Source organism: Streptomyces lydicamycinicus (assembly GCF_000829715.2).
GTDB classification, from domain to species: Bacteria; Actinomycetota; Actinomycetes; order Streptomycetales; family Streptomycetaceae; genus Streptomyces; species Streptomyces lydicamycinicus.
Map to the genome: position 1 here is coordinate 489482 of NZ_BBNO01000003.1, position 19770 is coordinate 509251.

The following is a 19770-nucleotide window of genomic DNA, read 5'->3' on the forward strand; positions in this document are numbered from 1 at the left end:
GATATCCCTCGTCATGGGCGCTGCTCGTTTCGGGAAGGCGGACGCACGGTCACTCACCACGGCGCCGGACCGTCGGGTGTGATCGAGCGAATGACGGCCCGCAGATTGATGTGCACCAGGTCCACATCGGCGATCGACAGCACCACATCCCCGGTGAGCACCGCGCCGCCGTTCAGCAGACGGTCCAGGAGATCGATGAGCGCGATCTGCCGGCCTGCGAGAGACTCTTCCGGGGTGAGGTCCGCCGGGGCCGAGACCTCGGTGGACGAGACCTCGGCGCCCGCGGCCTCGGGAAGAGCACCCTCCATCATGCACTCCGGCTTTCCGCGGGCGGGGTCGCGAAGGAGTACGGGGCCCATGGCCCGGTGACCTCGATACGTACGCCGGGGACACCGTCGGCCAGGCCCGTCACCGCCTGGTGGAACTCCCGGAGCCGGTCCGTGGGCACCAGATAGGCCTCATTCGCGATGTTCTCCCCCGCACCGGCGGCCAGTTCACCCTGCTGGGGTCGGTGTGCGACCCGGTCCCGGGCAAGGGCGGCCGCCCGGCCCCGGACCTCGTCGGCGACGGCGCCCGCCGCGCGGTAGGCATCACGCTGCGTCCGGCGCTGGGCCCGGCGCTGTTGCAAGTAGGCCCGGCCGGGGCTGACCGGGGGATCAGCGGGCTCCGGGCCGTCGGAGGCGGGAGCCGGGTCGGCGGCCGCGGCACGTGGGTCCGCGTACACCTTCACCCCAAGCTCGGCATGGCCTTCGAGCCGGGAGAGCAGCGCGTCGAACTCCGCGCCGCGCTCCCGCAGCATCGACCGCACCCGGGCGTCATCCAGATACACGGTGGCCAGCCGCATGGGGAGCACCGTCGTGCCGGTGTGGGCGGCCTCGACGACGGTGTGGTGGGTACGGGCGATCTCCTCCAGCTCGGTCAGGTTCTCCAGCTGTGCCTTCATGCCCTCCTCGCTGAAGGCGTCGGCCGGGACGGAGGAGACGAGCGCCGTGAGGCCGTCGGCGGACGCCGTCCGCACCCGCCCGTCCCGCAGCCCGGTGAGCCGGGGAGCCGCCGTGTCGAGACCGGCGCCCGCCCGGCCGATGGCGTAGACGTACGAGCTGGACGGGGGAGCGGACTCCCGCTGCTCGGGGGGAAGACCGAGCGGCTGCCGCGGGGCTGCGGCGGTCGCCTCGTCTCCTTGCGGGTGGCTGGTCACTGCTCCTCCTCGTGGTGCGTCCGGTGCCCGTCGGATCCCTGGGGCGAGCCGATGGCCGCCCGCAGCTCGGCGAGCTCGGCGCGCAGCTGCCGGTTCTCCTCGGCCAGCGGATCGCGGCCGGCCTCCGGCGGTCGCCCGGCGGACACCTGCTGCGGCGGGCGGGCACGGGACGAGAGCGAGGGATCGTGCTCCCACCAGTCGATGCCCATCTCCTTGGCCTTGTCGACGGAGGCGACGAGCAGCCGGAGCTTGATGGTCAGCAGCTCGATGTCGAGCAGATTGATCTGGATGTCGCCCGCGATCACGACGCCCTTGTCGAGGACGCGTTCCAGGATGTCGGCCAGGTTGGCGGAGGACCCCTGCCGGCCGTACGGGGACGGACCGGAGGACGGCCCCATACGGCCGGCCAGTGAATCGGACATGATCAGCCTCGTCTGTGCGGTCGGGACGGGTCAGCGGGCGGCGGCGGTACGGCGGCCCCGGGAAGGCGGCACCGGCTCGTCCTCGTACGCGTCCCGCTCGTCCTCGTAGGCGTCCGGCTCGTCCGGAGCGGCGTCGTCCTCGTCGAGGGGCTCATCGTCATCACGCGGCTCGTCGAGGTCCTCGTCCTCGTCGACCGGCTCATCGAGGTCGCCGTCTTCCACCGCGGTCCCGTCCTCGTCGGCCAGGTCCTCGTCGGCCAGGTCCTCGTCCGTCTCGTCCTCGGGCCCGATGTCCGGGTCGTCGGCTTCCTCGTCCTCCCCGGCCTCGTCGGCCGCCTCCGCGTCGGGGCCTCCGTCGTCGTCGGAGCCGGGCTCGGCGTTCTCTTCGCCCTGCTCCGCCTCGACGGCGTCGGCGTGCTCGACCACGACCTCGCCGTCCTGGATCTCGCCCCGCCAGCCGTCGGTGGCTGCACCGCGCAGCATGATGAATTTGCGGTAGAGCTTGAGGTCCAGCCGGGCCCGGCGGCCCTGGGCGCGCCAGATGTTGCCGGTCTTCTCGAACAGCCCCTTGGGGAAGTACTCCAGAACCAGCAGCACTCGCGTCAGGTTGTCGGTGAGGCGGTGAAAGGTCACCACGCCCTTGACCGTGCCCTTCGCGCCCTCGGTGGTCCAGGTGATGCGCTCGTCGGGGACCTGCTCGGTGACATTCGCCCGCCAGCTGCGGGTGGACTTGGCGACCTTCACCTTCCAGTTGCTGGTGGTGTCGTCGGTTTTCTCGACACTGACGACGCCCTTGGCGAAGGTGCTGAACTCCTGGAACTGCGTCCACTGGTCGTATGCCTCGCGCACGGGAACGCCCACATCGATGTCCTCGACGATGGTCACGCTCTTGGACTTGCCGCCGCCGCCCTTGCGGCCCTTGCCGAACAGCCCCTTGAGCTTGTCCTTGACGGTGTCCTTGAGGTGGGAGGCGCCGGCGGTCAGTGCCGCCTGCTGCGGCGACTTGCCCTCACCGAGCGCCGCACCGCCCTTCGTCAGGCTGTTCACCAGGCCCCCGGCGCCCCGGCCGGGTTCGGCGAGCTTGCCGACGCTCTCGCCCAGCTTGTGGCCGAGGCTGGTGACGGCGTGCTCTGCCCGTGCCTGGAGGTAGTGCTGCAACTCCTCCTTGAGCCGGTCGGCCGCCGGGCTCTTGGTCACCTCGTGCTTCACCTTGCGGAAAGTGGACTCAGCCATTGCGGCCTCCACGGTCGGCGGCCGTGCGTGCCGCACCGGACGCCTTCTTACGGGCCCCCGAGGCGGTCTTCCGCGCCGGGGAGTTGGCGGGGCGCCCGCGGGACGCACCACCGGCGTTCTTGCCCGATGACTTCGAGGTCCCCGAGGCGCTTGACGACGAGCGGCGCGCGGTGGACCGGGCGGCGCTGCCGGACTTCTTCGCCGAGGCGGCGGACGGCTTCGTGGCCGTCTTCGCGGACGCGGCGGCAGGCGCCTTGCGGCTCGGCGCACCCTTCTCCTCGTCGTCCGCCGCGCCCCCGTCATCCTCGGCGTCGCCGCGTGTGCCGTCCTCGGGCGCCTGCTCCTCGTCGTCCGCCGCGGCACGCTCGTCGTCCGCGGTCCGCTCGGTCTCGCCGCTCACGTCCCGGCCTTCGTCGAGGGCCAGGGTCCGCTCGTGCAGGGAGTCGGCGAGGCCGGACATCCGCTGGGTGAGCGCGGTGCCGGCCGCCGCCTTCGTGGCGTCCACCAGTTCCTTGCGCACCTGGTCGTTGAGGGGGCCCAGCACCGGCGAGTTGGCGACCAGCGTGCCCAGCTGCTTCGGATCCAGATTCAGCTTCTTGCCGGCCAGGAACAGGCCCAGGCCGAGGGCCATCTTCGCTTTCTTCGTGCGCCCCAGGAGGTAGCCCCCGACGAGGGCGACTCCTATCTTGGCGTGGGTCATCATCTGTCGTACACCTCAATCTCCCCTGATCAGGAGTCGGTACGGAGTCGTTGTCGGTGGGCCTCCAGCCACTCCAGCCGGTCCAGGAGCTCGTCCTCGCGGGAGTCGAACTCGTCGGGCCCGATGCTGCCGTCCAGCAACTGCTGCTCCAGTGCGGCCAGTTCCTCACGGACCGGCGCCGGGTCGTAGTACTCGCGCTCGGCGGTGAGCAGCACCTGGTCCAGGACCCAGACCGTGCCCCGCACCGGGGCCAGCGGCAGGGTCAGAAGCTGTGTGAGCAGGCCCATGGCCGATCTCCTCTCGGAGGTCAGACGAAGCTGTACGGCGGCAGCGGGCCGTGCAGGCTGAACGTGTAGGTGTCACCGCGCTGCCCGGCCTCCGCATGGACCGCCTCCGAGAAGGCCGCTGCCTTCTCCCGCTCGACGAGGAAGGACACATTGAGGAAGTGCCGCTTGGTCGGTTCGACGTCCGCGGTGCGCACGGCCGCCGGAGCGAGCCGGGCCACGATGTCCGCACGGGCCCGCTCCTGACGGGCCTGCACCTCCTGCGAGATCAGCTCGCCGAGCGCCACCTTGTCGTCGTACGCGCCCGGGTTCTGGCGGGTCCGGTCGTTGAGCCGCCGCACCTCGGCGGACTCCCGCATGATCTCCCGCAGCAGGTCGTCCTCGTCGCGCTCCACCTTGAGGTGGTACTCACAGCGGCCGTCGACCTCCGAGAGCCGCTGGAGGTAGCTGTCGCGATCCTGCTCCAGCACGGCGGCCACCTGCGCGTCGTCGGTGCCGACCAGCCCGAAGCGCATCGGCAGCGCGGCGCCGTCGGCCAGCAGCCGTTCCTGAACTCCCTGGTGGGCCGCCACATCGCGGCGCTTGGCCCGGAGCTCCTGCGGTGCGTCGCTGACCACCGCGCACAGATCCTTGGTGGTGACGGTGCGCAGCTCGGCCGCGGGGTCGCCGACCCCGTTGAGGCCGGACAGCCGCAACGGGTGGCCGGCCGCGGTGATGGCGTAGAGGTACGTTCCCATGGCTCAGTCCTCCCGGCGGCGTGCGGTGCGACGGTTGCTTGCCGCGGAAGACTTGCGTGCCGGGCGCTCTTCCTCTTCCGCGGAGTCCTCCTGGCCCTTTTGCAGGGATTCACTGAAGGCCTCGACGGCGCCGGTCAGCGCGCCTTTCGACTTTCCTTTGGCGCCGCTCTCGGTTGCCTCACCGACCAGATCGGTGAGCTGGCTCGGCGCCTTGCGGCCGGATTCCAGATCGAGCCGGTTGCATGCCTCGGCGAAGCGCAGATAGGTGTCCACGCTCGCGACGACGACACGCACATCAATCTTGAGGATTTCGATGCCGACGAGGGAGACTCGCACAAAGGCGTCGATTACCAGCCCGCGGTCGAGGATCAGCTCAAGAACATCGTAGAGATTTCCCGAACCGCTCCCGCTGGTGGGCGCGTTGGATTGCTGAATGGCAGTCATGATGGATCGTCCCTTCCAGTTGACTGGAGCGGGTCATGCGGCCGTGTGAGGCCGTGGTGGGGTGCCGGGCGACGGCCGGTCTACCTGTCGATCTGGCCCCGCCCGTAGCGGCGGGTCCGCTCATATCCCACGAGTTGGCCCTGCTCATCGAGGTGGACGCGGTAGGAAGCCATGACGCTCGCGGTGTCCGGCACCCTTTCGATCTCCACCACTTCCACGTTCGCCAGCCAACCGTCATCGGTGGGCTTGAGTGCCGACACCGAAGCGGGCTCGCATTGCAGCATTTGGGCAAGTTGCCCGGTGGCGTGGCGCATAGCCGTGGGGGCGGAGATCCGCTCCGGTCGCTCGTCGTGTGATTTCCCGCGTTCCGTGTTTTCCTCGGTTGCCATGATCCCGCCCGTCGTACGTCGTAGGGCTTTCTGTCGAAGTGCGGAGGCCGTTTGCTGGCGGTAGAGGATCGGGTGCCCCTGGGACTCGAACATATGCGTAGCCGCACACAGGGGGCGGCAATTCCATTGCCCCGCGGACCGCCGTCGCCCGGCAGCGCGGGAACTGATGCGCAGCTGCACGCGCAGGTCGACGCACAGGTCACCGTACGAAGCGGAAGGCGGTCACCGGCCCGACGGGCGGATCGACACAGGCATGCGCTCACCGTCGTCCATCGTGAGCAGCGCAGGACGACAGGCGCAGCGGAAACAGGCAGCCCAACACCGAGCTGCGAAAGGGTAGTTCAGTGGCGGGTCGTTACGCGTCGGCCGGCGGTTCGCCCGCGACGGCCACCTGGGCGGGGCGCAGCAGCTGGTCGCCGACCCGGTAGCCCAGGCGGAGCACCTCGGTGCATGTGGCCTGTTCCAGCCGGTCGGTGGGGGTGTAGGTGATGGCCTCGTGGATCAGCGGGTCGAACGGGTCACCCACCGCGCCGAGGGCCTGGAGGCCCAATGCCCCGACCTCGGTGCGCAGTTCGTCGGCGATGCGCGCGAAACCACCGGTCACCTCGCCCCGCGCGGTGGCCTCGGCGAGCGAGTCGAGCACGGGCAGCAGCCGGCTCAGTACATTGGCCACCGCGATCTCGCCGACCGCCAGCCGGTCGCGGTGGACCCGCTTCCGGTAGTTGTCGTACTCGGCCTTCAGCCGCTGGAGGTCGGCCGTCCGCTCCCGGAGCTCGGCGTGCAGCACCGCCTCCGGGGGCGCCGGCCGCCCGGCGGACTCGTCCGGGCCGGACGGCCGGCCGGTCCCCTGCTCGGTCCGGCTCTCCGGGGGGACGGCGGCGTCGGGCGGGCCCGGTTCGGGGCTCTTCGGTGGCCCGTGTCCCACGAGGGCCGGCGGCGGGTGGGGCAGGCCGTGGACATCGGTCGGGCGGTTCATCGTCCGCTGCCCTCCTGCTTGTCGTCGTCGACGATCTCCGCGTCGACGACATCGTCCTGCTCGCCGGCGGCGGCACCCGCCCCGCCCTCACCGGCAGCCGCGCCCTGGGCACCCGAGGCGGCCTGCGCGCCCTGGGTGTCGGCGTACATGGCCTGGCCCATCTTCTGGGAGACGGCCGCGAGCTTCTCGGAGGCGGTGCGGATCTCCGCTGTGTTGTCGCCCTCGCCCTTGAGCTTCTCCTTCAGCTCGGTGACGGCTTCCTGGACCTCGGTCCTGACCTCGCCGGGGACCTTCTCCTCGTTGTCCTTGAGGAACTTCTCGGTCTGGTAGACGAGCTGCTCGGCCTGGTTGCGGGTCTCCGCGGTCTCCCGCTTGCGGCGGTCCTCCTCGGCGTGGTGCTCGGCATCGCGGACCATCCGGTCGATGTCGTCCTTGGGCAGCGAGGAGCCGCCGGTGACGGTCATCTTCTGCTCCTTGCCGGTGCCCAGGTCCTTGGCCGTGACGTGCATGATGCCGTTGGCGTCGATGTCGAAGGAGACCTCGATCTGCGGGACGCCGCGCGGGGCCGGCGGCAGACCGGTCAGCTGGAACATCCCGAGCTTCTTGTTGTACGCCGCGATCTCGCGCTCGCCCTGGTAGACCTGGATCTGCACGGACGGCTGGTTGTCCTCGGCCGTCGTGAAGATCTCGGAGCGCTTGGTCGGGATCGTGGTGTTGCGTTCCAGGAGCTTGGTCATGATGCCGCCCTTGGTCTCGATACCGAGGGACAGCGGGGTGACGTCCAGCAGCAGGACGTCCTTGACCTCACCCTTGAGCACACCGGCCTGGAGCGCGGCACCGACGGCGACGACCTCGTCCGGGTTGACGCCCTTGTGCGGGTCCTTGCCGGTCAGCTCCTTGACCAGCTCGGTCACCGCGGGCATCCGGGTCGAACCGCCGACCATGATCACATGGTTGATGTCGGCGACCTTGATCCCGGCGTCGTCCACCGCGTTGTGGAACGGGGTCTTGCAGCGCTCCAGCAGGTCGGCGGTCAGCTGCTCGAACTGGGAGCGGGTGAGCTTCTCGTCCATGTGCAGCGGCCCGTCGGCGGACGCGCTCAGATAGGGCAGATTGATCGTGGTCTCGGTCGCCGCCGACAGTTCGATCTTCGCCTTCTCGGCGGCCTCCCGCAGCCGCTGGGTGGCCATTTTGTCCTGGGACAGATCGATGCCGTACGCGTTCTTGAACTGCTTGGTCAGATGATCGACGATCCGCTGGTCCCAGTCGTCGCCGCCCAGGTGGGTGTCGCCATTGGTGGCCTTCACCTCGACGACGCCGTCACCGATCTCCAGCAGCGAGACATCGAAGGTGCCGCCGCCGAGGTCGAAGACCAGGATGGTCTGGTCGTTCTCCTTGTCGAGGCCGTAGGCCAGCGCCGCCGCGGTCGGCTCATTGACGATCCGCAGCACCTTCAGGCCCGCGATCTCGCCCGCCTCCTTGGTCGCGGTGCGCTGGGCGTCATTGAAGTACGCCGGAACGGTGACCACGGCATCCGTGACGTCCTCGCCCAGGTATTCCTCGGCGTCGCGCTTGAGCTTCTGGAGCACCCGCGCGGAGATCTCCTGAGCGGTGTACTGCTTACCGTCGATGTCGCCGCTTTCCGGGAAGCGCCACTGCGCCTCGCCCATGTGGCGCTTGACCGACCGCGCGGTGCGGTCGACGTTGGTCACGGCCTGCCGCTTGGCGACCTCGCCCACCAGCACATCTCCGCCCTTGGCGAAGCCGACCACCGACGGGGTGGTCCGGGCGCCCTCGGCATTGGTGATCACCGTGGGCTCGCCGCCCTCCAGCACACTGACCACCGAGTTCGTCGTACCAAGGTCAATACCCACTGCACGCGCCATGGTCTTCTCCTCACCTTGCGGGCCGTCCGGGGAGCGGTCCGCGTGGGCCTCCTCACCTGCTGATATGGGGAGCAAGCCGCCTACTCATCTGCATAAAACGCACTGTCCCGCATGTCAAGATATTCCTATTCAAGGCAAAAGTTCGGTATGCGCCAACCGCTGCCCGGCACCTTCCGACGGCCGCTCCCGGGTGATCCTCCTCCCGGCATCCGGCCGCACCGCGGCACTTCCCGGGGCGGCACGGTCCCGGCGCCTCCCGCGCGGCCGCACCGACGCGGGCCCGATCGCTACCCCAGGGGAGTGAGGCGTCGCGGTAGCGCGCTGCACGGGCACATGCGCGGTGCGCCCGGCGGATCACCGTCCGGGCGCACCGCGCGAGCGCGCTCACGTCGTGGCAGGGGCCGAGGCCCAGGTGCCCAGGGCCATCTCGGCGGTGATGCCGGGGCCGAATCCCGCCAGCAGACCGCGCTGGCCGTCGACGGCCGACGCCTCGTCGAACATCCTCGCCAGGGCGTCGAGCACCACACCGCTGGCGATATTGCCGTACTCGGTCAGCGTCGCGCGGCTGAAGCGGAACGCGTCGGGCGGTACTTCGAGGAAGCGGCACAGGTCATCCAGAATGCGCGGACCGCCCGCGTGCACGATGTAGAAGTCCAGTTCACCCGCGTCCCATTGGTGCTCCCGCGCGATGGCGCGCAGGGCGGGGGCGAGCGGCTCCATGGTGCCGGGCACCCGCTTGTCCAACTGGAAGTGGAAGCCGGTGGACCGCACCGCGTAAGAGATCCAGTCCTCGGTGTGCGGTATCAGATACGAGCTGTTGCGCTCCAGCCGGACGCCGGTGCCGCCCGTCCCCCGGACCACCGCCGCGGCGACCGCGTCGCCGAAGAGACCGTTCGACAGCAGCGATCCCACGCCCAGATCGGTGGGCTGGTAGCACAGCGAGCAGAATTCACACGCCACGATGAGAACGTTGGAGTCGGGGTACGCCGTGCAGAAGTCATGCGCCCGGTTGATCGCCGCGCCTCCCGCTGCGCAGCCGAGTTGGGCTATCGGCATCTGCCGGGTCTCCGAGCGGAAGCCCAGAGTGTTGATGAGCCATGCCGTCAGGGACGGCATCATGAATCCGGTGCAGGAGACGTAGACGATCAAGTCGATCTGCGCCGGCTCCAGTTCGGCCCGGTCGAGGGCCTCGCGCACCACGGCGGGGACCCGGGCCTTGGACTCCTCCTCGTAGACCGCGCTGCGGGCGTCGAGCCCGGGATGCTTGAGCACCTTGTCGATCGGCTGGATCAAATGCCGTTTGCGTACACCGGTGTGCTCGATCAGGCGGAGCACCAGCCGCAGCTGCGAATGATCCTTGTGCATCCGTCGCGCGAGTTCGAGGGTGTCTTCTTGGGTGAGGATGTATTCAGGGACCGCGATTGCAGGTTTGCACAGAACCGCCATGGGATGGGCTCCTTGCAGACTTGTGGGCCGCTCAGGGAATTCCCGGTATCCATTTCGGTCGCAGTCGGCCGGTGGGCCCGCCCACGGCAACCTGCCCGAGATGACGGGCAAGTTGGCATGGGCGGAATCGGCGGACTGAAGTTGCACGACCTGGAGAGAACTATGGGCGGACCATCCGTCGAAGAATGAACTCTCCCCGTGCTGGTGGATCTTCTTTCCGACTAGTAACCGTACGCCAGCGAGGTGAGTTCTGCATTCGCGGCAGCGGCCCCCATTACCAGGCGACCGGCAGCTCCAGCGGATAGCGCCAGATCGAGTTCGTGTTCCAGCGCACGTCCTCGGCCGGCTGGGCCAGCCTGAGCTCGGGGAAGCGCTCCAGAAGGGCGCCGAGGGCGACTTCCAGCTCCGTGAAGGCGAGCGGGGCACCCAGGCAGTGGTGGCCGCCCCAGCCGAAGGTCATGTGGGACGGGCGGTCCTCCCGCTCCAGGTCCAGCTCGTCGGGCCGGTCGAACTTGCGGCCGTCCCGGTTTGCCGTCAGGTAGGAGACGTGCACGATGTCCCCGGCCCGGATCGTCACCCCGCTCAGCTCCACGTCCTCGGTGGCGACCCGGGGAATGCCGACGCCCTTACGGAACGGGATGAACCGCAGCAGTTCCTCCATCGCCTGCGGGAGCATCTCGGGGCGGGCCCGCACCATGGCGAGTTCCTTGGGCCGGGTGAGCAGGGTGTAGGCGAGATTGCCGATCTCGTAGGTGGTGGTGTCCTGGCCGGTGATGAGCAGCACCATGGCCAGCACCGTGAGTTCCTGGTCGTTGAGGAGCTCATCGCCGTCGCGAGCGGTCGCCAGCGCGCTGATCAGGTCGTCTCCCGGGTGCTGGCGCCGCTTCGCGGTGAGCGTCTTGAAGTACGCCCGCATATCGGCCTTGGCGCGGACGGCGCGGTCCCGGTTCTCGACGGTGACGTTCATCATCGTCCGTGCGTGCCCGCGCAGTTGGCCGCGGTCGGCCTCGGGGATGTCGAGGACCTCGCAGATCGTCGTCAGCGGCAACGGGGACGCCAGGCTCTCCATCAGGTCCGCCGGCGAGCCCTGCGCGGTCATCCGGTCCAGCAGGTCGTCCACGACCCGCTGGGTGCGGGCCCGCATGCGTTCGACTTGACGCGGGGCGAACGCCTTGGAGACCAGGCTCCGCAGCCGGCTGCTGGCGGGCGGGTCCATCACGTTGATCGCCTCGTCCTGCACGATCGGCTCAGGAGTCATCCGCGGGAAGTCCCGGCCGATGATGGCACTGCGGCTGAAGCGCCGGTCGGTCGTCACCGTGCGCACATCCTCGTACCGGGTCACAAGCCAGGCTTCGCCCTCCCCGTAGGGCAGCTTGATGCGGGCGACCGGTTCCTCGGTCAGCAGACGCTTGAGCGTCGGATCGAATTCCAGTGCCTCGGCATAGTCGAACGGGCAGTTCCACACGGTAGCGCCGGATTCCATCATGAGCTCCCGAAGTCAGAGGTGACGAGCGGATTCACCGCCTGTGCAGGCAGGAAAGAAGGCGCACGTACGCGTACGTACCAGGCCGTCAGCCATAAGCGCGCCAATTCATCCCGGATATCGTAAACACCGGGATGCGGGGGCGGCTTAACTGGCCGATCACGCTGGGGAATGACGGACGCCGTGGTCCGCCATTCCCCGGTGAATTGCGCCGGAGGGCGGGCCTCCGGGGTGTTGCGCCATAAGGGTGATATCCCCGAGATGCTGTACCGGTCGCGGCAAATTGACAAACGTGGTTGCCGATACGGCAAAGAGGAGGGTTCGACGGCCTTCGTGCGGTGCCGGGGTGTGCGGCACCCAGGCACCAGCCGTCCTGGTCGCGGTGCGCTCCGCCGTGGAGGCTCGCCGGTGAAACAACTGGCAAAGGAGCAGCCCATGACGGAGCACGAGAAGGTCGTCCTGATCACCGGCGCGAGCAGCGGCATCGGCGAGGCGACCGCCCGCCGCCTGGCCGCCGGCGGGCACCGCGTCTTCCTCGGTGCCCGCCGCACCGGACGACTGGAAACGCTGTGCCACGACATCCACGGGGCCGGCGGCACCGCGGCCTTCCGGCGGCTGGACGTCACCTCCGCCGAGGACATGCGGTCCTTCGTCGCGGCCGCGCACGAGGAATTCGGCCGGGTCGACGTCCTGGTCAACAACGCGGGGGTGATGCCGCTGTCGCCACTGGAGGCGCTGCGGGTGGATGAATGGGACCGGATGCTCGACGTGAATGTGCGCGGCGTCCTTTACGGGATCGCCGCCGCGCTGCCCGTGATGCGGGCCCAGGGCGCCGGACACCTCATCAATATCGCGTCGGTCGGGGCGTATGAGGTGGTGCCCACCGCCGCGGTCTACTGCGCCACCAAATTCGCCGTACGCGCCCTCTCCGAAGGGCTGCGCCAGGAGGCTGCGGCCGGTATCCGGGTCACCCTGGTCTCACCGGGCGTCACGGAATCCGAACTCCCGGACGGCATCACCGATCCGACGGCCCGGGAGGCCATGGCGGCCTACCGCGCGGTGGCCCTGCCGGCCGCCGCGGTCGCGGACACCATCGCCTTCGCCATCAGCCGGCCGCCGGAGGTCGATGTGAACGAACTGGTCGTGCGCCCCGCGGCCCGTAACTGAGAGCAGGGCGCACCTCGCGGCACCGGGAGCGCCACCGACACCGGTGGCGCTCCCGGCCTCTCCACCCGCCGGGCCCGGCTCAGTTCGCCTGCCCCAGGGCGTGGCCCTCGCTCGCGGCGAGCACGAAGGGGTGGCCCGCGGGATCCGCATAGCGGCGGGCGTCATAAGGCCCGCGGTTCTCCCGGGTCTGCAACGGCCGCGCTCCCAGGCTGACCGCCTCGCGCTCCGCCTCGTCCATGTTGTCCTGCGGGACGAGGAAGTGCAGATGCGCCTGTTGTGAGTCATCCGGACGGGGCCAACTCGGCGGCGCCGCGCCCCGGTCCCGTCGAATCGCGAGGTGTACCTTGTCGCTCTCGACGACCTCGATGTAGTCCGGGCTGGACCCGATCCGCACTTCTCCGCCGAGGAATTGTGCGTAGAAGTCCGCCAGTGCCGCGGGCTCCGCGCAATCCAGTACCAGGACGCTGGTCTTGGCGATGGCCATCCCGCCCCCTTCCTGTCGACGGGCCCCCGCCCGCCTCTCCCGACCGCTACCCCGAGACGGCCCCGGCACTCCGCGGACCGGAAAAGCCGCCGCACCCGACGCGGCGTTCCGGCCCTGGGGAAGAAGGCGCGCGCTGCGGGTGTGGTGCCGAGGGCCGGTCGCGGCAGTAGAGTCTGCTCCCATGTCGAAGCCCGACGAGCTGCTTGTCGACATCGCCGCCATGGTGGAGTCGGAGCAGAGCAATCAGATGTCTCTCACAGTGGTCGTCCAGGGCGCTGTGATCACCGGACGGTTGGCGCCCGAGAGCGTGTGGCGGCAACGAGTGGCCGAAGTCCTGGAACAGTCGGAGCGGCTGGGACCGTTCTCCGCCCTCTTCTCCTCAGCCGGCGCGGACACCCGCCCGCCGCAACGGAAAGGGCCGCCCACCCACCTGTATTTCCATGTGGCGAGGATTCTCCAGGGCAGCATCGGCCTGCCCGAGACCGGCGGGATGTACCGGGTCGAGATCAAGGACGTGGGCGCCTGGACGGTGGGCGACTTCAGCTACTCCGACCACTGAGGCCGCGGGACCGCCCCGGCACGGGACCGCCCCGCCGTCCCGGTCGGGGCCGCCGCGCGACGACGGCCTGTCATGAGCCTTGAGGACTGCCCCCGTACAAAGCTGGGCTCCGACCGGTGCGGTCGGAGCCCACTTCGTTGTCCGGTGGTGTCCGGTCTCAGCTCGCCGGGTCACCATCAGGCGTCGACGGAGCCTGGAGCAGGGCCGACGCCTCCTCAAGAGGGGTACGGACGGTGGGGGCCGAGGAGCTACAGGTGAAGCCGAGGCGGGTCAGCGCCCGGGTCACCTCGCCGGCGCTGAAGTCGCGGCGGTCCTGCCGGGTGATGACCTCGCCGACCTGCTTGACGGGGTAGTGGCGGCCACCGATGAGTACCGAGTCACCCGTGATGGGTTCGGGCTCGACACCCTTCATCGAGTCCTGCACCTCGGTCTTGATCAGGTCGAAGGGAAAGCGGGCGATGACGCAGCGCATAGTGCCTCTACAGGGTCGAAGCGAACCGGAATCGGACTGACGGCGGAGCGGGAAAAGCGCGGTGTACGAACCGTACGGCTTCCGTGCTACGAGGTCTTGCCGGCCGAGCGCCGACGCTGCGGCGCCCCGGACGTGGTCCGGGGCGTTCCCGTGCCGGAGGACCGACGGGCCTGGGCGGAGCGGCTGCGCCGGCCGCGGGTCGAGGACCCGCTGCGCTTCGGGCGTTCGACGACCGGCGCCGCGATGGTGACGGGAATACCGGAGGGGGCCTGCGCACCGGTGATACGGGTCAGCTCGGCCTCGCCGGAGCGCACCTGGGTGGACTGCGGCGTGATCCCCGCGTCCGCCATCAGCCGGTCCATCTCGCGGCGCTGGTTGGGCAGGACGAGGGTGACCACGCTCCCGGACTCCCCGGCGCGGGCGGTGCGACCGCCGCGGTGCAGGTAGTCCTTGTGGTCGGTGGGCGGGTCGACATTGACGACGAGGTCGAGATTGTCGACGTGGATGCCACGGGCCGCGACGTTGGTGGCTACCAGCACGGTGACCTGGCCGGTCTTGAACTGGGTCAGGGTCCGGGTCCGCTGGGGCTGGGACTTGCCACCGTGCAGGGCCGCGGCCCGTACCCCGCTGTTCAGCAGGTGCTTGGTGAGCTTGTCCACCGCGCGCTTGGTGTCCAGGAACATGATCGACCGGCCTTCGCGGGCGGCGATCTCGGTCGTGGTGGCGTGCTTGTCGGCGTCGCGGACGTGCAGCAGGTGGTGTTCCATCGTGGTGACGGCGCCCGCCGACGGGTCGACGGAGTGGACCACCGGATCCGTCAGATAGCGCCGGACCAGCAGGTCCACATTGCGGTCCAGGGTGGCCGAGAAGAGCATCCGCTGCCCCTCGGGACGCACCTGGTCGAGCAGCGCGGTCACCTGCGGCATGAACCCCATGTCGGCCATCTGGTCGGCCTCGTCCAGCACCGTGATGCCGACCTGGTCCAGCCGGCAGTCACCGCGGCCGATGAGGTCCTTGAGCCGTCCGGGAGTCGCGACGACGACCTCGGCGCCACCGCGGAGTGCGCTCGCCTGGCGGCCGATCGACATTCCGCCGACGACGGTGGCCAGCCGCAGCGACAGCGCCCGGGCGTAGGGGGTGAGCGCATCGGTGACCTGCTGTGCCAGCTCCCGGGTGGGGACCAGGACCAGGGCCAGCGGCTTGCCCGGCTCGGCGCGCTGCCCGGCGGTACGGGCCAGCAGGGCCAGCCCGAAGGCGAGGGTCTTGCCCGAGCCGGTGCGGCCACGGCCCAGTACGTCACGCCCGGCCAGCGAATTCGGCAGCGTGGCGGCCTGGATCGGGAAGGGGTTCGTCACCCCTTCCGCGGTCAGTGACGTCAACAGCGCGGCCGGCATGTCGAGTTCGGCGAACGACTCGGCCGGCGGCAGCGCGGGCGTATGGGTGACAGGAAGGGCGAACTCCCCCTGCGGCGCGGGTCGGCGCCGCTTGCCACCGCCACCGGAGCGGTTGGACGCCTGCGGGCGGTAGCCGCCACGGCCGGAACCGGCGGAGCGGGTACGGGAGGAACGGTCGTTCGGGCGAGATGTGCGGTTCATGGAGAACCTTCCTCGATGCGGTACGTCGAGGAATTCCCGGCAGCTGTCAGCCGCACACAGGAGAATCGCAAAACGGACCGGAGAAAACAGATGGAGCGCGGCGGGGCGGAATCGACCGCCGGCGCGGGAAAAGACTTCGCCGGAAAGCGGCGAGTGTGTTGCCGGATCGGGGAGCCGGGCGGGGCGGCGTGCTGTCGCAGCGGGCCGCGTGGTCCGGTATCGGGCGGGTTGCGCCGTGTCGCCGGCGCGGCCGTGACGGCACCCGCGGCGTATTCCGGGCAACGAGCTGGGGCCCGCACCCAAGGTGCGGGCCCCAGCTGCGATGTGTGCGTCGGCGTCAGGCAGGGAGAATGTTCTCGGCCTGCGGGCCCTTCTGGCCCTGGGTGACGTCGAAGGTGACCTTCTGGCCTTCCTGGAGCTCACGGAAGCCCTGGGTGGCGATGTTCGAGTAGTGGGCGAAGACGTCAGCGCCGCCGCCGTCCTGCTCGATGAAGCCGAAACCCTTTTCCGAGTTGAACCACTTCACGGTACCGGTTGCCATGTCTATCTCCTTCGGGGGCAGAGCCGGGGCCGCACTGTGCGGACCCCGCGTCGCCGCGATGATTGCCCCGTCCGGAAAACCGGAAATACAAAAGCGCTCCCGCCGGCCTGGAATGGCGGCGGGGGTGCGAGAAGTCTTTGGGAACCACAACCACAACTGCAACTGAGATCGACAGTAGCACGGCACGAGCAGCCGTGCGCAGCTGTTGCCCCGCCATTTCCGGGCGTGGAAACCCTGCTGACCTGGCGAATTTCCGGTGGTTCGGCGGGCCCGAGTCGCGAGACGGCAGTGCGGGGAGAGGCCGGCGCCCGATGGCCGTCCGGCGTCGGACAGGGACCGTACGGCCCCTGTGCGGCGGGCTCGGCACCTTCCAGGCTGGAGGTGTCACGGGCCGGGGGACATCGGTCCGGTACCGAGGAGGCATCATGCAGAACACTCCGCACCTCGTCAGCGATGTGATGACACAGACCGTGGCCGCGGTCGACCGGGAGGCGCGGTTCAAGGAGATCGTCGAGACCATGGAGCAGTGGCAGGTCAGCGCGCTGCCGGTGCTGGCGGGGGAGGGCCGGGTGGTCGGTGTGGTCTCCGAGGCCGATCTGCTGCCCAAGGAGGAGTTCCGGGAGTCCGACCCCGACCGCCTGGAGCAGCTGCGGCGGCTCGACGATGTGCGCCGGGCGGGCGCGCTGACCGCGGGGGAGCTGATGACCGGTCCCGCGCTCACCGTGCGGGCCAATGCCACGCTGTCCCAGGCGGCCCGGACCATGGCGCGCGGCTCCGTCAAACGGCTGCCGGTGGTGGACGCGCACGGGGTGCTCCAGGGCATCGTCAGCCGGGCCGACCTGCTGAAGGTCTTCCTGCGTTCGGACGACGATCTCGCGGACGAAGTCCGCTACGTCGTGGGGGAGCTGTTCACGGCGCCCGTCAAGGATCTGCGGGTCACGGTCGTCGACGGGGTGGTCACGCTCAGCGGCCGGGTCCGGGACACCTCGCTCATCCCGGTGGCCGCACGCCTGGTGCGCGCGGTGGAGGGGGTCGTGGACGTGGAATTCGATGTCAACGCCCCGGCTGCCGCCCGGGCCCGGACGCCGATGGCGGGCCCGCAGCGCTGACGGGACCGTTCGCCGGTTCTCGCGGGCCCTCGCCGCACGCACCGGAGGGCCGGGAGCGGGCGCGACAGCGCGCCGTACCGAGGAGGCGTCATGGCGCACAGCCCCTACACCGTCGGCGATGTGATGACCCGGGCCGTGGTCGCGATCGGCCAGGAGGCGCGGTTCAAGGAGATCGTCGAGGCCATGGAGCGGTGGCGGGTCAGTGCGCTGCCGGTGCTGGCGGGGGAGGGCCGGGTGGTCGGTGTGGTCTCCGAGGCCGATCTGCTGCCCAAGGAGGAGTTCCGGGCGGCGCAGCCGAGCCGGCTGGAGCAGGTGCAGCGGCTGGACGACGTACGCAAGGCCGGCGGGCTGACGGCGGGGGATCTGATGAGCGCGCCCGCGCTGACCGTGCACGCCGGTGACACCCTGGCCCAGGCGGCGCGGACGATGGCGTTCAAGTCGGTGAAGCGGCTGCCCGTGGTCGACGGCCAGGGGCTGCTCCAGGGCATCGTCAGCCGGGCCGACCTGCTGAAGGTCTTCCTGCGACCGGACGAGGACCTGGCGGCGGAGATACGTACGGAGATCATCGGCCGGCTGTGCCCCGCGGCCCCCGACCAGCTGTCGGTCAGTGTCACCGACGGGGTGGTCACCCTCGGCGGCACGCTCCGCGACGCGTCGCTGCTTCCCGTCACCGCCCGTCTGGTGCAGGCGGTCGAGGGCGTCGTGGACGTGCGGTTCGACGTCACGGGACCGGTGCCCGCCGGGCAGGAGCGCCGGGCGGGGTCCGGCTGACGCGTGCTTCCGGCCGTGCCCGCCGCGGGACCGTTCAGGCCTGGCAGGCCCCCGCGAGAGGGGTCACGATGGGGACAGTGAGACGGATGTCTTGGCAGCCGGAGGGCGTCATGAGCGAAGCGGAGGCCTTCTCACCGCACCGGCCGATCCGGGTGTTCCTGCTCGACGACCACGAGGTCGTCCGGCGCGGCGTGGCGGATCTGCTCGATGCCGAGCCCGACATGGAGGTGGTCGGCGATGCCGGGACGGCCGCCCATGCGCTCGCGCGCGGACCGGCGCTCCGGCCCGACGTCGCGGTGCTGGACGTGCGGCTGCCGGACGGCGACGGGGTCTCCGTGTGCCGGGAGCTGCGCTCGCGGATGCCGGGACTGGCCTGTCTGATGCTCACCTCGTTCGACGATGACGAGGCGCTGCTTGACGCGATCATGGCCGGCGCGGCCGGCTATGTGCTCAAGGAGATCAAGGGGGCGGACCTCGTCGCCGCGGTGCGCACGGTCGCCTCCGGCAGCTCGATGCTCGATCCCGCGACGACGGCACGGCTGATGAGCAGTCTGCGCGGCGGCGACTCCGAGGCGCCGCCCGAGGAGGCGGCGCTCTCCGGTCTGTCCCCGCGGGAGCGGGAGATCCTCGGCCTGATCGGTGTCGGCTTGACGAACCGTCAGATAGGTAAGCGGCTCTACCTCTCCGAGAAGACCGTCAAGAACCACATCTCCCGCCTGCTGGCCAAACTCGGTGTGGAGCGGCGCATCCAGGCGGCCGTCCTCGCCACCCAGGCCGCCTCGGCCCCCGGCGCGGGACCGGGTCCGCACGGGACCTGAGGCGGGAGCAACGGTGCTTCCCGCCTCGTACGGCCCCGAAGCCCAGCGCCCCTCCGGCCCGTTTCTCCGACCCCGAAAGGAGCACCGTCATGGAGCCGGACATCATCACCGTGGGGCTCGACGGTTCGCCGGAGAGCCTGGCCGCCGCGCAATGGGCCGCTGACGAGGCGGACCGGCGCCAGGCGGTGCTGCGGCTGCTCCATGCGTGGATACTGCTGGCCGCCGAGGCGGCGGACACGGCCGCTGAACGTGATCAGAACGCCGCCGCCCGGCAGATCATGCGCCAGGCCCTGGAGGAGGTCCGGGAACGCCGGCCGCATCTCCAGATCATCGAGGACCTGGTGGGGTCCGAGGCGGAACCGGCGCTGGTGCGTGCGGCCGGGGAATCCCTGATGGTCGTGCTCGGGTCGCGGGCTCTGGGGACCTGGGAAAGCTATGTGCTCGGCGATGTGAGCCTGAATGTCGTGGGCGGGGCCAAGGGGCCGGTCGTCCTGGTCCGGGCGCCCGGGCGGGCGAAGACACCGCGCCATCCCTCCGGGCACGGCACGCCACCCGCGCCTCAGCCCCGGGTCGTCGTCGGCGTCAGCCTCAACGGCCCCAGCGACCGGATGCTGACGTTCGCCTTCGACGCGGCGGCGAGCCGCGGCCTTCCGCTCCAGGCCGTCCACGGGCGCCCGCTGCCCGTGCAGGCGTACACCCCGTGGGGCATCGACCCCGATGCCGCGAAGGAACTCACCAAAGAGGCGGACATCGAGCTGCGGGACGCCCTGCGCCCCTGGTGCGAGCGCTTCCCCGGTGTGCTGGTCCAGGAGACCGTGCTGCCGGAGAGCCCGACCCGGGCCCTGGTACAGACGGTCTTCGGGGCCGAACTCCTGGTGGTCGGCCGCCGGCTGCACCGTCCCCTGCTCGCGCCCCGTGTCGGCCCGGTCGCCCATGCCGCCATCCACCACGTGACCTGCCCGGTCGCCGTGATCCCGCACGACTGAGCACATGCCGAGCGCACTCCCCGCCCACGGGGCCGACGACATCCGGCCCGGCACACCCGGAGGGACTGGC

General features: G+C 70.2%; 23 protein-coding genes. 6 read left to right on the top strand and 17 right to left on the bottom strand.

Translation table 11 applies throughout. The features are described from left to right. Window positions 1-53: 53 nt before the first annotated feature. The 13 genes from TU31_RS40570 to TU31_RS11085 all read right to left on the bottom strand — a co-directional run bounded on the left by TU31_RS40570 (window position 54) and on the right by TU31_RS11085 (window position 11198). Window positions 54-308 (bottom strand): gas vesicle protein, encoded by a 255-nt coding sequence (locus TU31_RS40570; protein ID WP_078885696.1) that lies wholly within the window; start codon window positions 306-308, stop codon window positions 54-56. After that, complete coding sequence (locus TU31_RS11030; RefSeq protein WP_078885697.1) at window positions 308-1198, bottom strand: GvpL/GvpF family gas vesicle protein; 891 nt, start codon at window positions 1196-1198, stop codon at window positions 308-310. The genes TU31_RS40570 and TU31_RS11030 overlap by 1 nt, the downstream gene beginning before the upstream one ends. Next, on the bottom strand, window positions 1195-1620 hold the full coding sequence (gene gvpJ / locus TU31_RS11035; RefSeq protein ID WP_042152806.1) for a gas vesicle protein: 426 nt from the start codon (window positions 1618-1620) through the stop codon (window positions 1195-1197). Before gvpJ ends, TU31_RS11030 begins: the two co-directional genes overlap by 4 nt. A gap of 30 nt (window positions 1621-1650) precedes the next feature. Next, window positions 1651-2853, bottom strand: a complete 1203-nt coding sequence (locus tag TU31_RS11040) for an SRPBCC family protein (RefSeq protein WP_042152808.1) — start codon at window positions 2851-2853, stop codon at window positions 1651-1653. Next, on the bottom strand, window positions 2846-3556 hold the full coding sequence (locus TU31_RS11045; RefSeq protein ID WP_181018582.1) for a hypothetical protein: 711 nt from the start codon (window positions 3554-3556) through the stop codon (window positions 2846-2848). The genes TU31_RS11040 and TU31_RS11045 overlap by 8 nt, the downstream gene beginning before the upstream one ends. A gap of 26 nt (window positions 3557-3582) precedes the next feature. Next, window positions 3583-3840 carry a gas vesicle protein GvpG gene (locus TU31_RS11050; protein ID WP_042152811.1) on the bottom strand — a complete coding sequence of 86 codons (258 nt, stop codon included), beginning with the start codon at window positions 3838-3840 and terminating at the stop codon, window positions 3583-3585. Between the two features lie 20 nt (window positions 3841-3860). Next, window positions 3861-4574, bottom strand: a complete 714-nt coding sequence (locus tag TU31_RS11055) for a GvpL/GvpF family gas vesicle protein (RefSeq protein WP_042152815.1) — start codon at window positions 4572-4574, stop codon at window positions 3861-3863. A gap of 3 nt (window positions 4575-4577) precedes the next feature. Continuing rightward, window positions 4578-5018 carry a gas vesicle structural protein GvpA gene (locus tag TU31_RS11060; protein ID WP_042152818.1) on the bottom strand — a complete coding sequence of 147 codons (441 nt, stop codon included), beginning with the start codon at window positions 5016-5018 and terminating at the stop codon, window positions 4578-4580. An 80-nt stretch (window positions 5019-5098) separates the two neighbouring features. Then, window positions 5099-5407 (bottom strand): gas vesicle protein GvpO, encoded by a 309-nt coding sequence (locus tag TU31_RS11065; protein WP_042153768.1) that lies wholly within the window; start codon window positions 5405-5407, stop codon window positions 5099-5101. 355 nt (window positions 5408-5762) lie between these two features. Continuing rightward, the gene (gene grpE / locus TU31_RS11070; protein ID WP_063770790.1) at window positions 5763-6383 is read right to left on the bottom strand and encodes a nucleotide exchange factor GrpE; all 621 of its coding nucleotides are present in this window, start codon (window positions 6381-6383) and stop codon (window positions 5763-5765) included. Further along, the gene (gene dnaK, locus TU31_RS11075) at window positions 6380-8269 is read right to left on the bottom strand and encodes a molecular chaperone DnaK (protein ID WP_042152821.1); all 1890 of its coding nucleotides are present in this window, start codon (window positions 8267-8269) and stop codon (window positions 6380-6382) included. Before dnaK ends, grpE begins: the two co-directional genes overlap by 4 nt. Window positions 8270-8653: 384 nt before the next feature. Next, complete coding sequence (locus TU31_RS11080) at window positions 8654-9715, bottom strand: type III polyketide synthase (protein ID WP_042152823.1); 1062 nt, start codon at window positions 9713-9715, stop codon at window positions 8654-8656. 274 nt (window positions 9716-9989) lie between these two features. Further along, window positions 9990-11198: a cytochrome P450 gene (locus TU31_RS11085; RefSeq protein ID WP_042152826.1), complete on the bottom strand. Its 1209-nt coding sequence runs from the start codon at window positions 11196-11198 to the stop codon at window positions 9990-9992. A 435-nt stretch (window positions 11199-11633) separates the two neighbouring features. Between TU31_RS11085 and TU31_RS11090 the strand changes: the two genes are divergently transcribed. Then, window positions 11634-12365 (top strand): SDR family oxidoreductase, encoded by a 732-nt coding sequence (locus tag TU31_RS11090; protein WP_042152830.1) that lies wholly within the window; start codon window positions 11634-11636, stop codon window positions 12363-12365. A gap of 79 nt (window positions 12366-12444) precedes the next feature. Here the strand turns inward: TU31_RS11090 and TU31_RS11095 are convergent, their stop codons facing one another. Next, a complete protein-coding gene (locus TU31_RS11095; RefSeq protein WP_042152833.1) occupies window positions 12445-12849 on the bottom strand; it encodes a VOC family protein in 405 nt (134 codons plus the stop codon). 181 nt (window positions 12850-13030) lie between these two features. On the opposite strand from TU31_RS11095, the gene TU31_RS11100 reads away from it, so the two are divergent. After that, window positions 13031-13408, top strand: a complete 378-nt coding sequence (locus TU31_RS11100) for a GvpU-like protein (RefSeq protein ID WP_042152836.1) — start codon at window positions 13031-13033, stop codon at window positions 13406-13408. Between the two features lie 157 nt (window positions 13409-13565). Here the strand turns inward: TU31_RS11100 and TU31_RS11105 are convergent, their stop codons facing one another. The 3 genes from TU31_RS11105 to TU31_RS11115 form a co-directional block, all read right to left on the bottom strand. After that, a complete protein-coding gene (locus tag TU31_RS11105; RefSeq protein WP_042152839.1) occupies window positions 13566-13880 on the bottom strand; it encodes an SCO5918 family protein in 315 nt (104 codons plus the stop codon). Between the two features lie 86 nt (window positions 13881-13966). Then, on the bottom strand, window positions 13967-15475 hold the full coding sequence (locus TU31_RS11110) for a DEAD/DEAH box helicase (protein WP_042152843.1): 1509 nt from the start codon (window positions 15473-15475) through the stop codon (window positions 13967-13969). 337 nt (window positions 15476-15812) lie between these two features. Then, the gene (locus TU31_RS11115; RefSeq protein ID WP_042152846.1) at window positions 15813-16016 is read right to left on the bottom strand and encodes a cold-shock protein; all 204 of its coding nucleotides are present in this window, start codon (window positions 16014-16016) and stop codon (window positions 15813-15815) included. A 425-nt stretch (window positions 16017-16441) separates the two neighbouring features. Between TU31_RS11115 and TU31_RS11120 the strand changes: the two genes are divergently transcribed. The 4 genes from TU31_RS11120 to TU31_RS11135 all read left to right on the top strand — a co-directional run bounded on the left by TU31_RS11120 (window position 16442) and on the right by TU31_RS11135 (window position 19700). Then, window positions 16442-17125, top strand: coding sequence for a CBS domain-containing protein (locus TU31_RS11120; RefSeq protein WP_042152848.1), 684 nt, complete (start codon window positions 16442-16444; stop codon window positions 17123-17125). A 90-nt stretch (window positions 17126-17215) separates the two neighbouring features. After that, on the top strand, window positions 17216-17896 hold the full coding sequence (locus tag TU31_RS11125) for a CBS domain-containing protein (protein WP_042152849.1): 681 nt from the start codon (window positions 17216-17218) through the stop codon (window positions 17894-17896). Window positions 17897-18006: 110 nt separating this feature from the next. Then, window positions 18007-18714: a response regulator gene (locus TU31_RS11130; protein ID WP_042152852.1), complete on the top strand. Its 708-nt coding sequence runs from the start codon at window positions 18007-18009 to the stop codon at window positions 18712-18714. Window positions 18715-18803: 89 nt separating this feature from the next. Beyond that, window positions 18804-19700: a universal stress protein gene (locus TU31_RS11135; protein ID WP_042152853.1), complete on the top strand. Its 897-nt coding sequence runs from the start codon at window positions 18804-18806 to the stop codon at window positions 19698-19700. Window positions 19701-19770 lie beyond the last annotated feature (70 nt).

Excerpts from the sequence above, each read along its gene's own strand:
- TU31_RS40570 (WP_078885696.1), bottom strand. The coding sequence starts at position 308 with ATGGAGGGTGCTCTTCCCGAGGCCGCGGGCGCCGAGGTCTCGTCCACC.
- gvpJ (WP_042152806.1), bottom strand. The coding sequence starts at position 1,620 with ATGTCCGATTCACTGGCCGGCCGTATGGGGCCGTCCTCCGGTCCGTCC.
- TU31_RS11040 (WP_042152808.1), bottom strand. The coding sequence starts at position 2,853 with ATGGCTGAGTCCACTTTCCGCAAGGTGAAGCACGAGGTGACCAAGAGC.
- TU31_RS11045 (WP_181018582.1), bottom strand. The coding sequence starts at position 3,556 with ATGATGACCCACGCCAAGATAGGAGTCGCCCTCGTCGGGGGCTACCTC.
- TU31_RS11050 (WP_042152811.1), bottom strand. The coding sequence starts at position 3,840 with ATGGGCCTGCTCACACAGCTTCTGACCCTGCCGCTGGCCCCGGTGCGG.
- TU31_RS11055 (WP_042152815.1), bottom strand. The coding sequence starts at position 4,574 with ATGGGAACGTACCTCTACGCCATCACCGCGGCCGGCCACCCGTTGCGG.
- TU31_RS11060 (WP_042152818.1), bottom strand. The coding sequence starts at position 5,018 with ATGACTGCCATTCAGCAATCCAACGCGCCCACCAGCGGGAGCGGTTCG.
- TU31_RS11065 (WP_042153768.1), bottom strand. The coding sequence starts at position 5,407 with ATGGCAACCGAGGAAAACACGGAACGCGGGAAATCACACGACGAGCGA.
- grpE (WP_063770790.1), bottom strand. The coding sequence starts at position 6,383 with ATGAACCGCCCGACCGATGTCCACGGCCTGCCCCACCCGCCGCCGGCC.
- dnaK (WP_042152821.1), bottom strand. The coding sequence starts at position 8,269 with ATGGCGCGTGCAGTGGGTATTGACCTTGGTACGACGAACTCGGTGGTC.
- TU31_RS11080 (WP_042152823.1), bottom strand. The coding sequence starts at position 9,715 with ATGGCGGTTCTGTGCAAACCTGCAATCGCGGTCCCTGAATACATCCTC.
- TU31_RS11085 (WP_042152826.1), bottom strand. The coding sequence starts at position 11,198 with ATGGAATCCGGCGCTACCGTGTGGAACTGCCCGTTCGACTATGCCGAG.
- TU31_RS11090 (WP_042152830.1), top strand. The coding sequence starts at position 11,634 with ATGACGGAGCACGAGAAGGTCGTCCTGATCACCGGCGCGAGCAGCGGC.
- TU31_RS11095 (WP_042152833.1), bottom strand. The coding sequence starts at position 12,849 with ATGGCCATCGCCAAGACCAGCGTCCTGGTACTGGATTGCGCGGAGCCC.
- TU31_RS11100 (WP_042152836.1), top strand. The coding sequence starts at position 13,031 with ATGTCGAAGCCCGACGAGCTGCTTGTCGACATCGCCGCCATGGTGGAG.
- TU31_RS11105 (WP_042152839.1), bottom strand. The coding sequence starts at position 13,880 with ATGCGCTGCGTCATCGCCCGCTTTCCCTTCGACCTGATCAAGACCGAG.
- TU31_RS11110 (WP_042152843.1), bottom strand. The coding sequence starts at position 15,475 with ATGAACCGCACATCTCGCCCGAACGACCGTTCCTCCCGTACCCGCTCC.
- TU31_RS11115 (WP_042152846.1), bottom strand. The coding sequence starts at position 16,016 with ATGGCAACCGGTACCGTGAAGTGGTTCAACTCGGAAAAGGGTTTCGGC.
- TU31_RS11120 (WP_042152848.1), top strand. The coding sequence starts at position 16,442 with ATGCAGAACACTCCGCACCTCGTCAGCGATGTGATGACACAGACCGTG.
- TU31_RS11125 (WP_042152849.1), top strand. The coding sequence starts at position 17,216 with ATGGCGCACAGCCCCTACACCGTCGGCGATGTGATGACCCGGGCCGTG.
- TU31_RS11130 (WP_042152852.1), top strand. The coding sequence starts at position 18,007 with ATGAGCGAAGCGGAGGCCTTCTCACCGCACCGGCCGATCCGGGTGTTC.
- TU31_RS11135 (WP_042152853.1), top strand. The coding sequence starts at position 18,804 with ATGGAGCCGGACATCATCACCGTGGGGCTCGACGGTTCGCCGGAGAGC.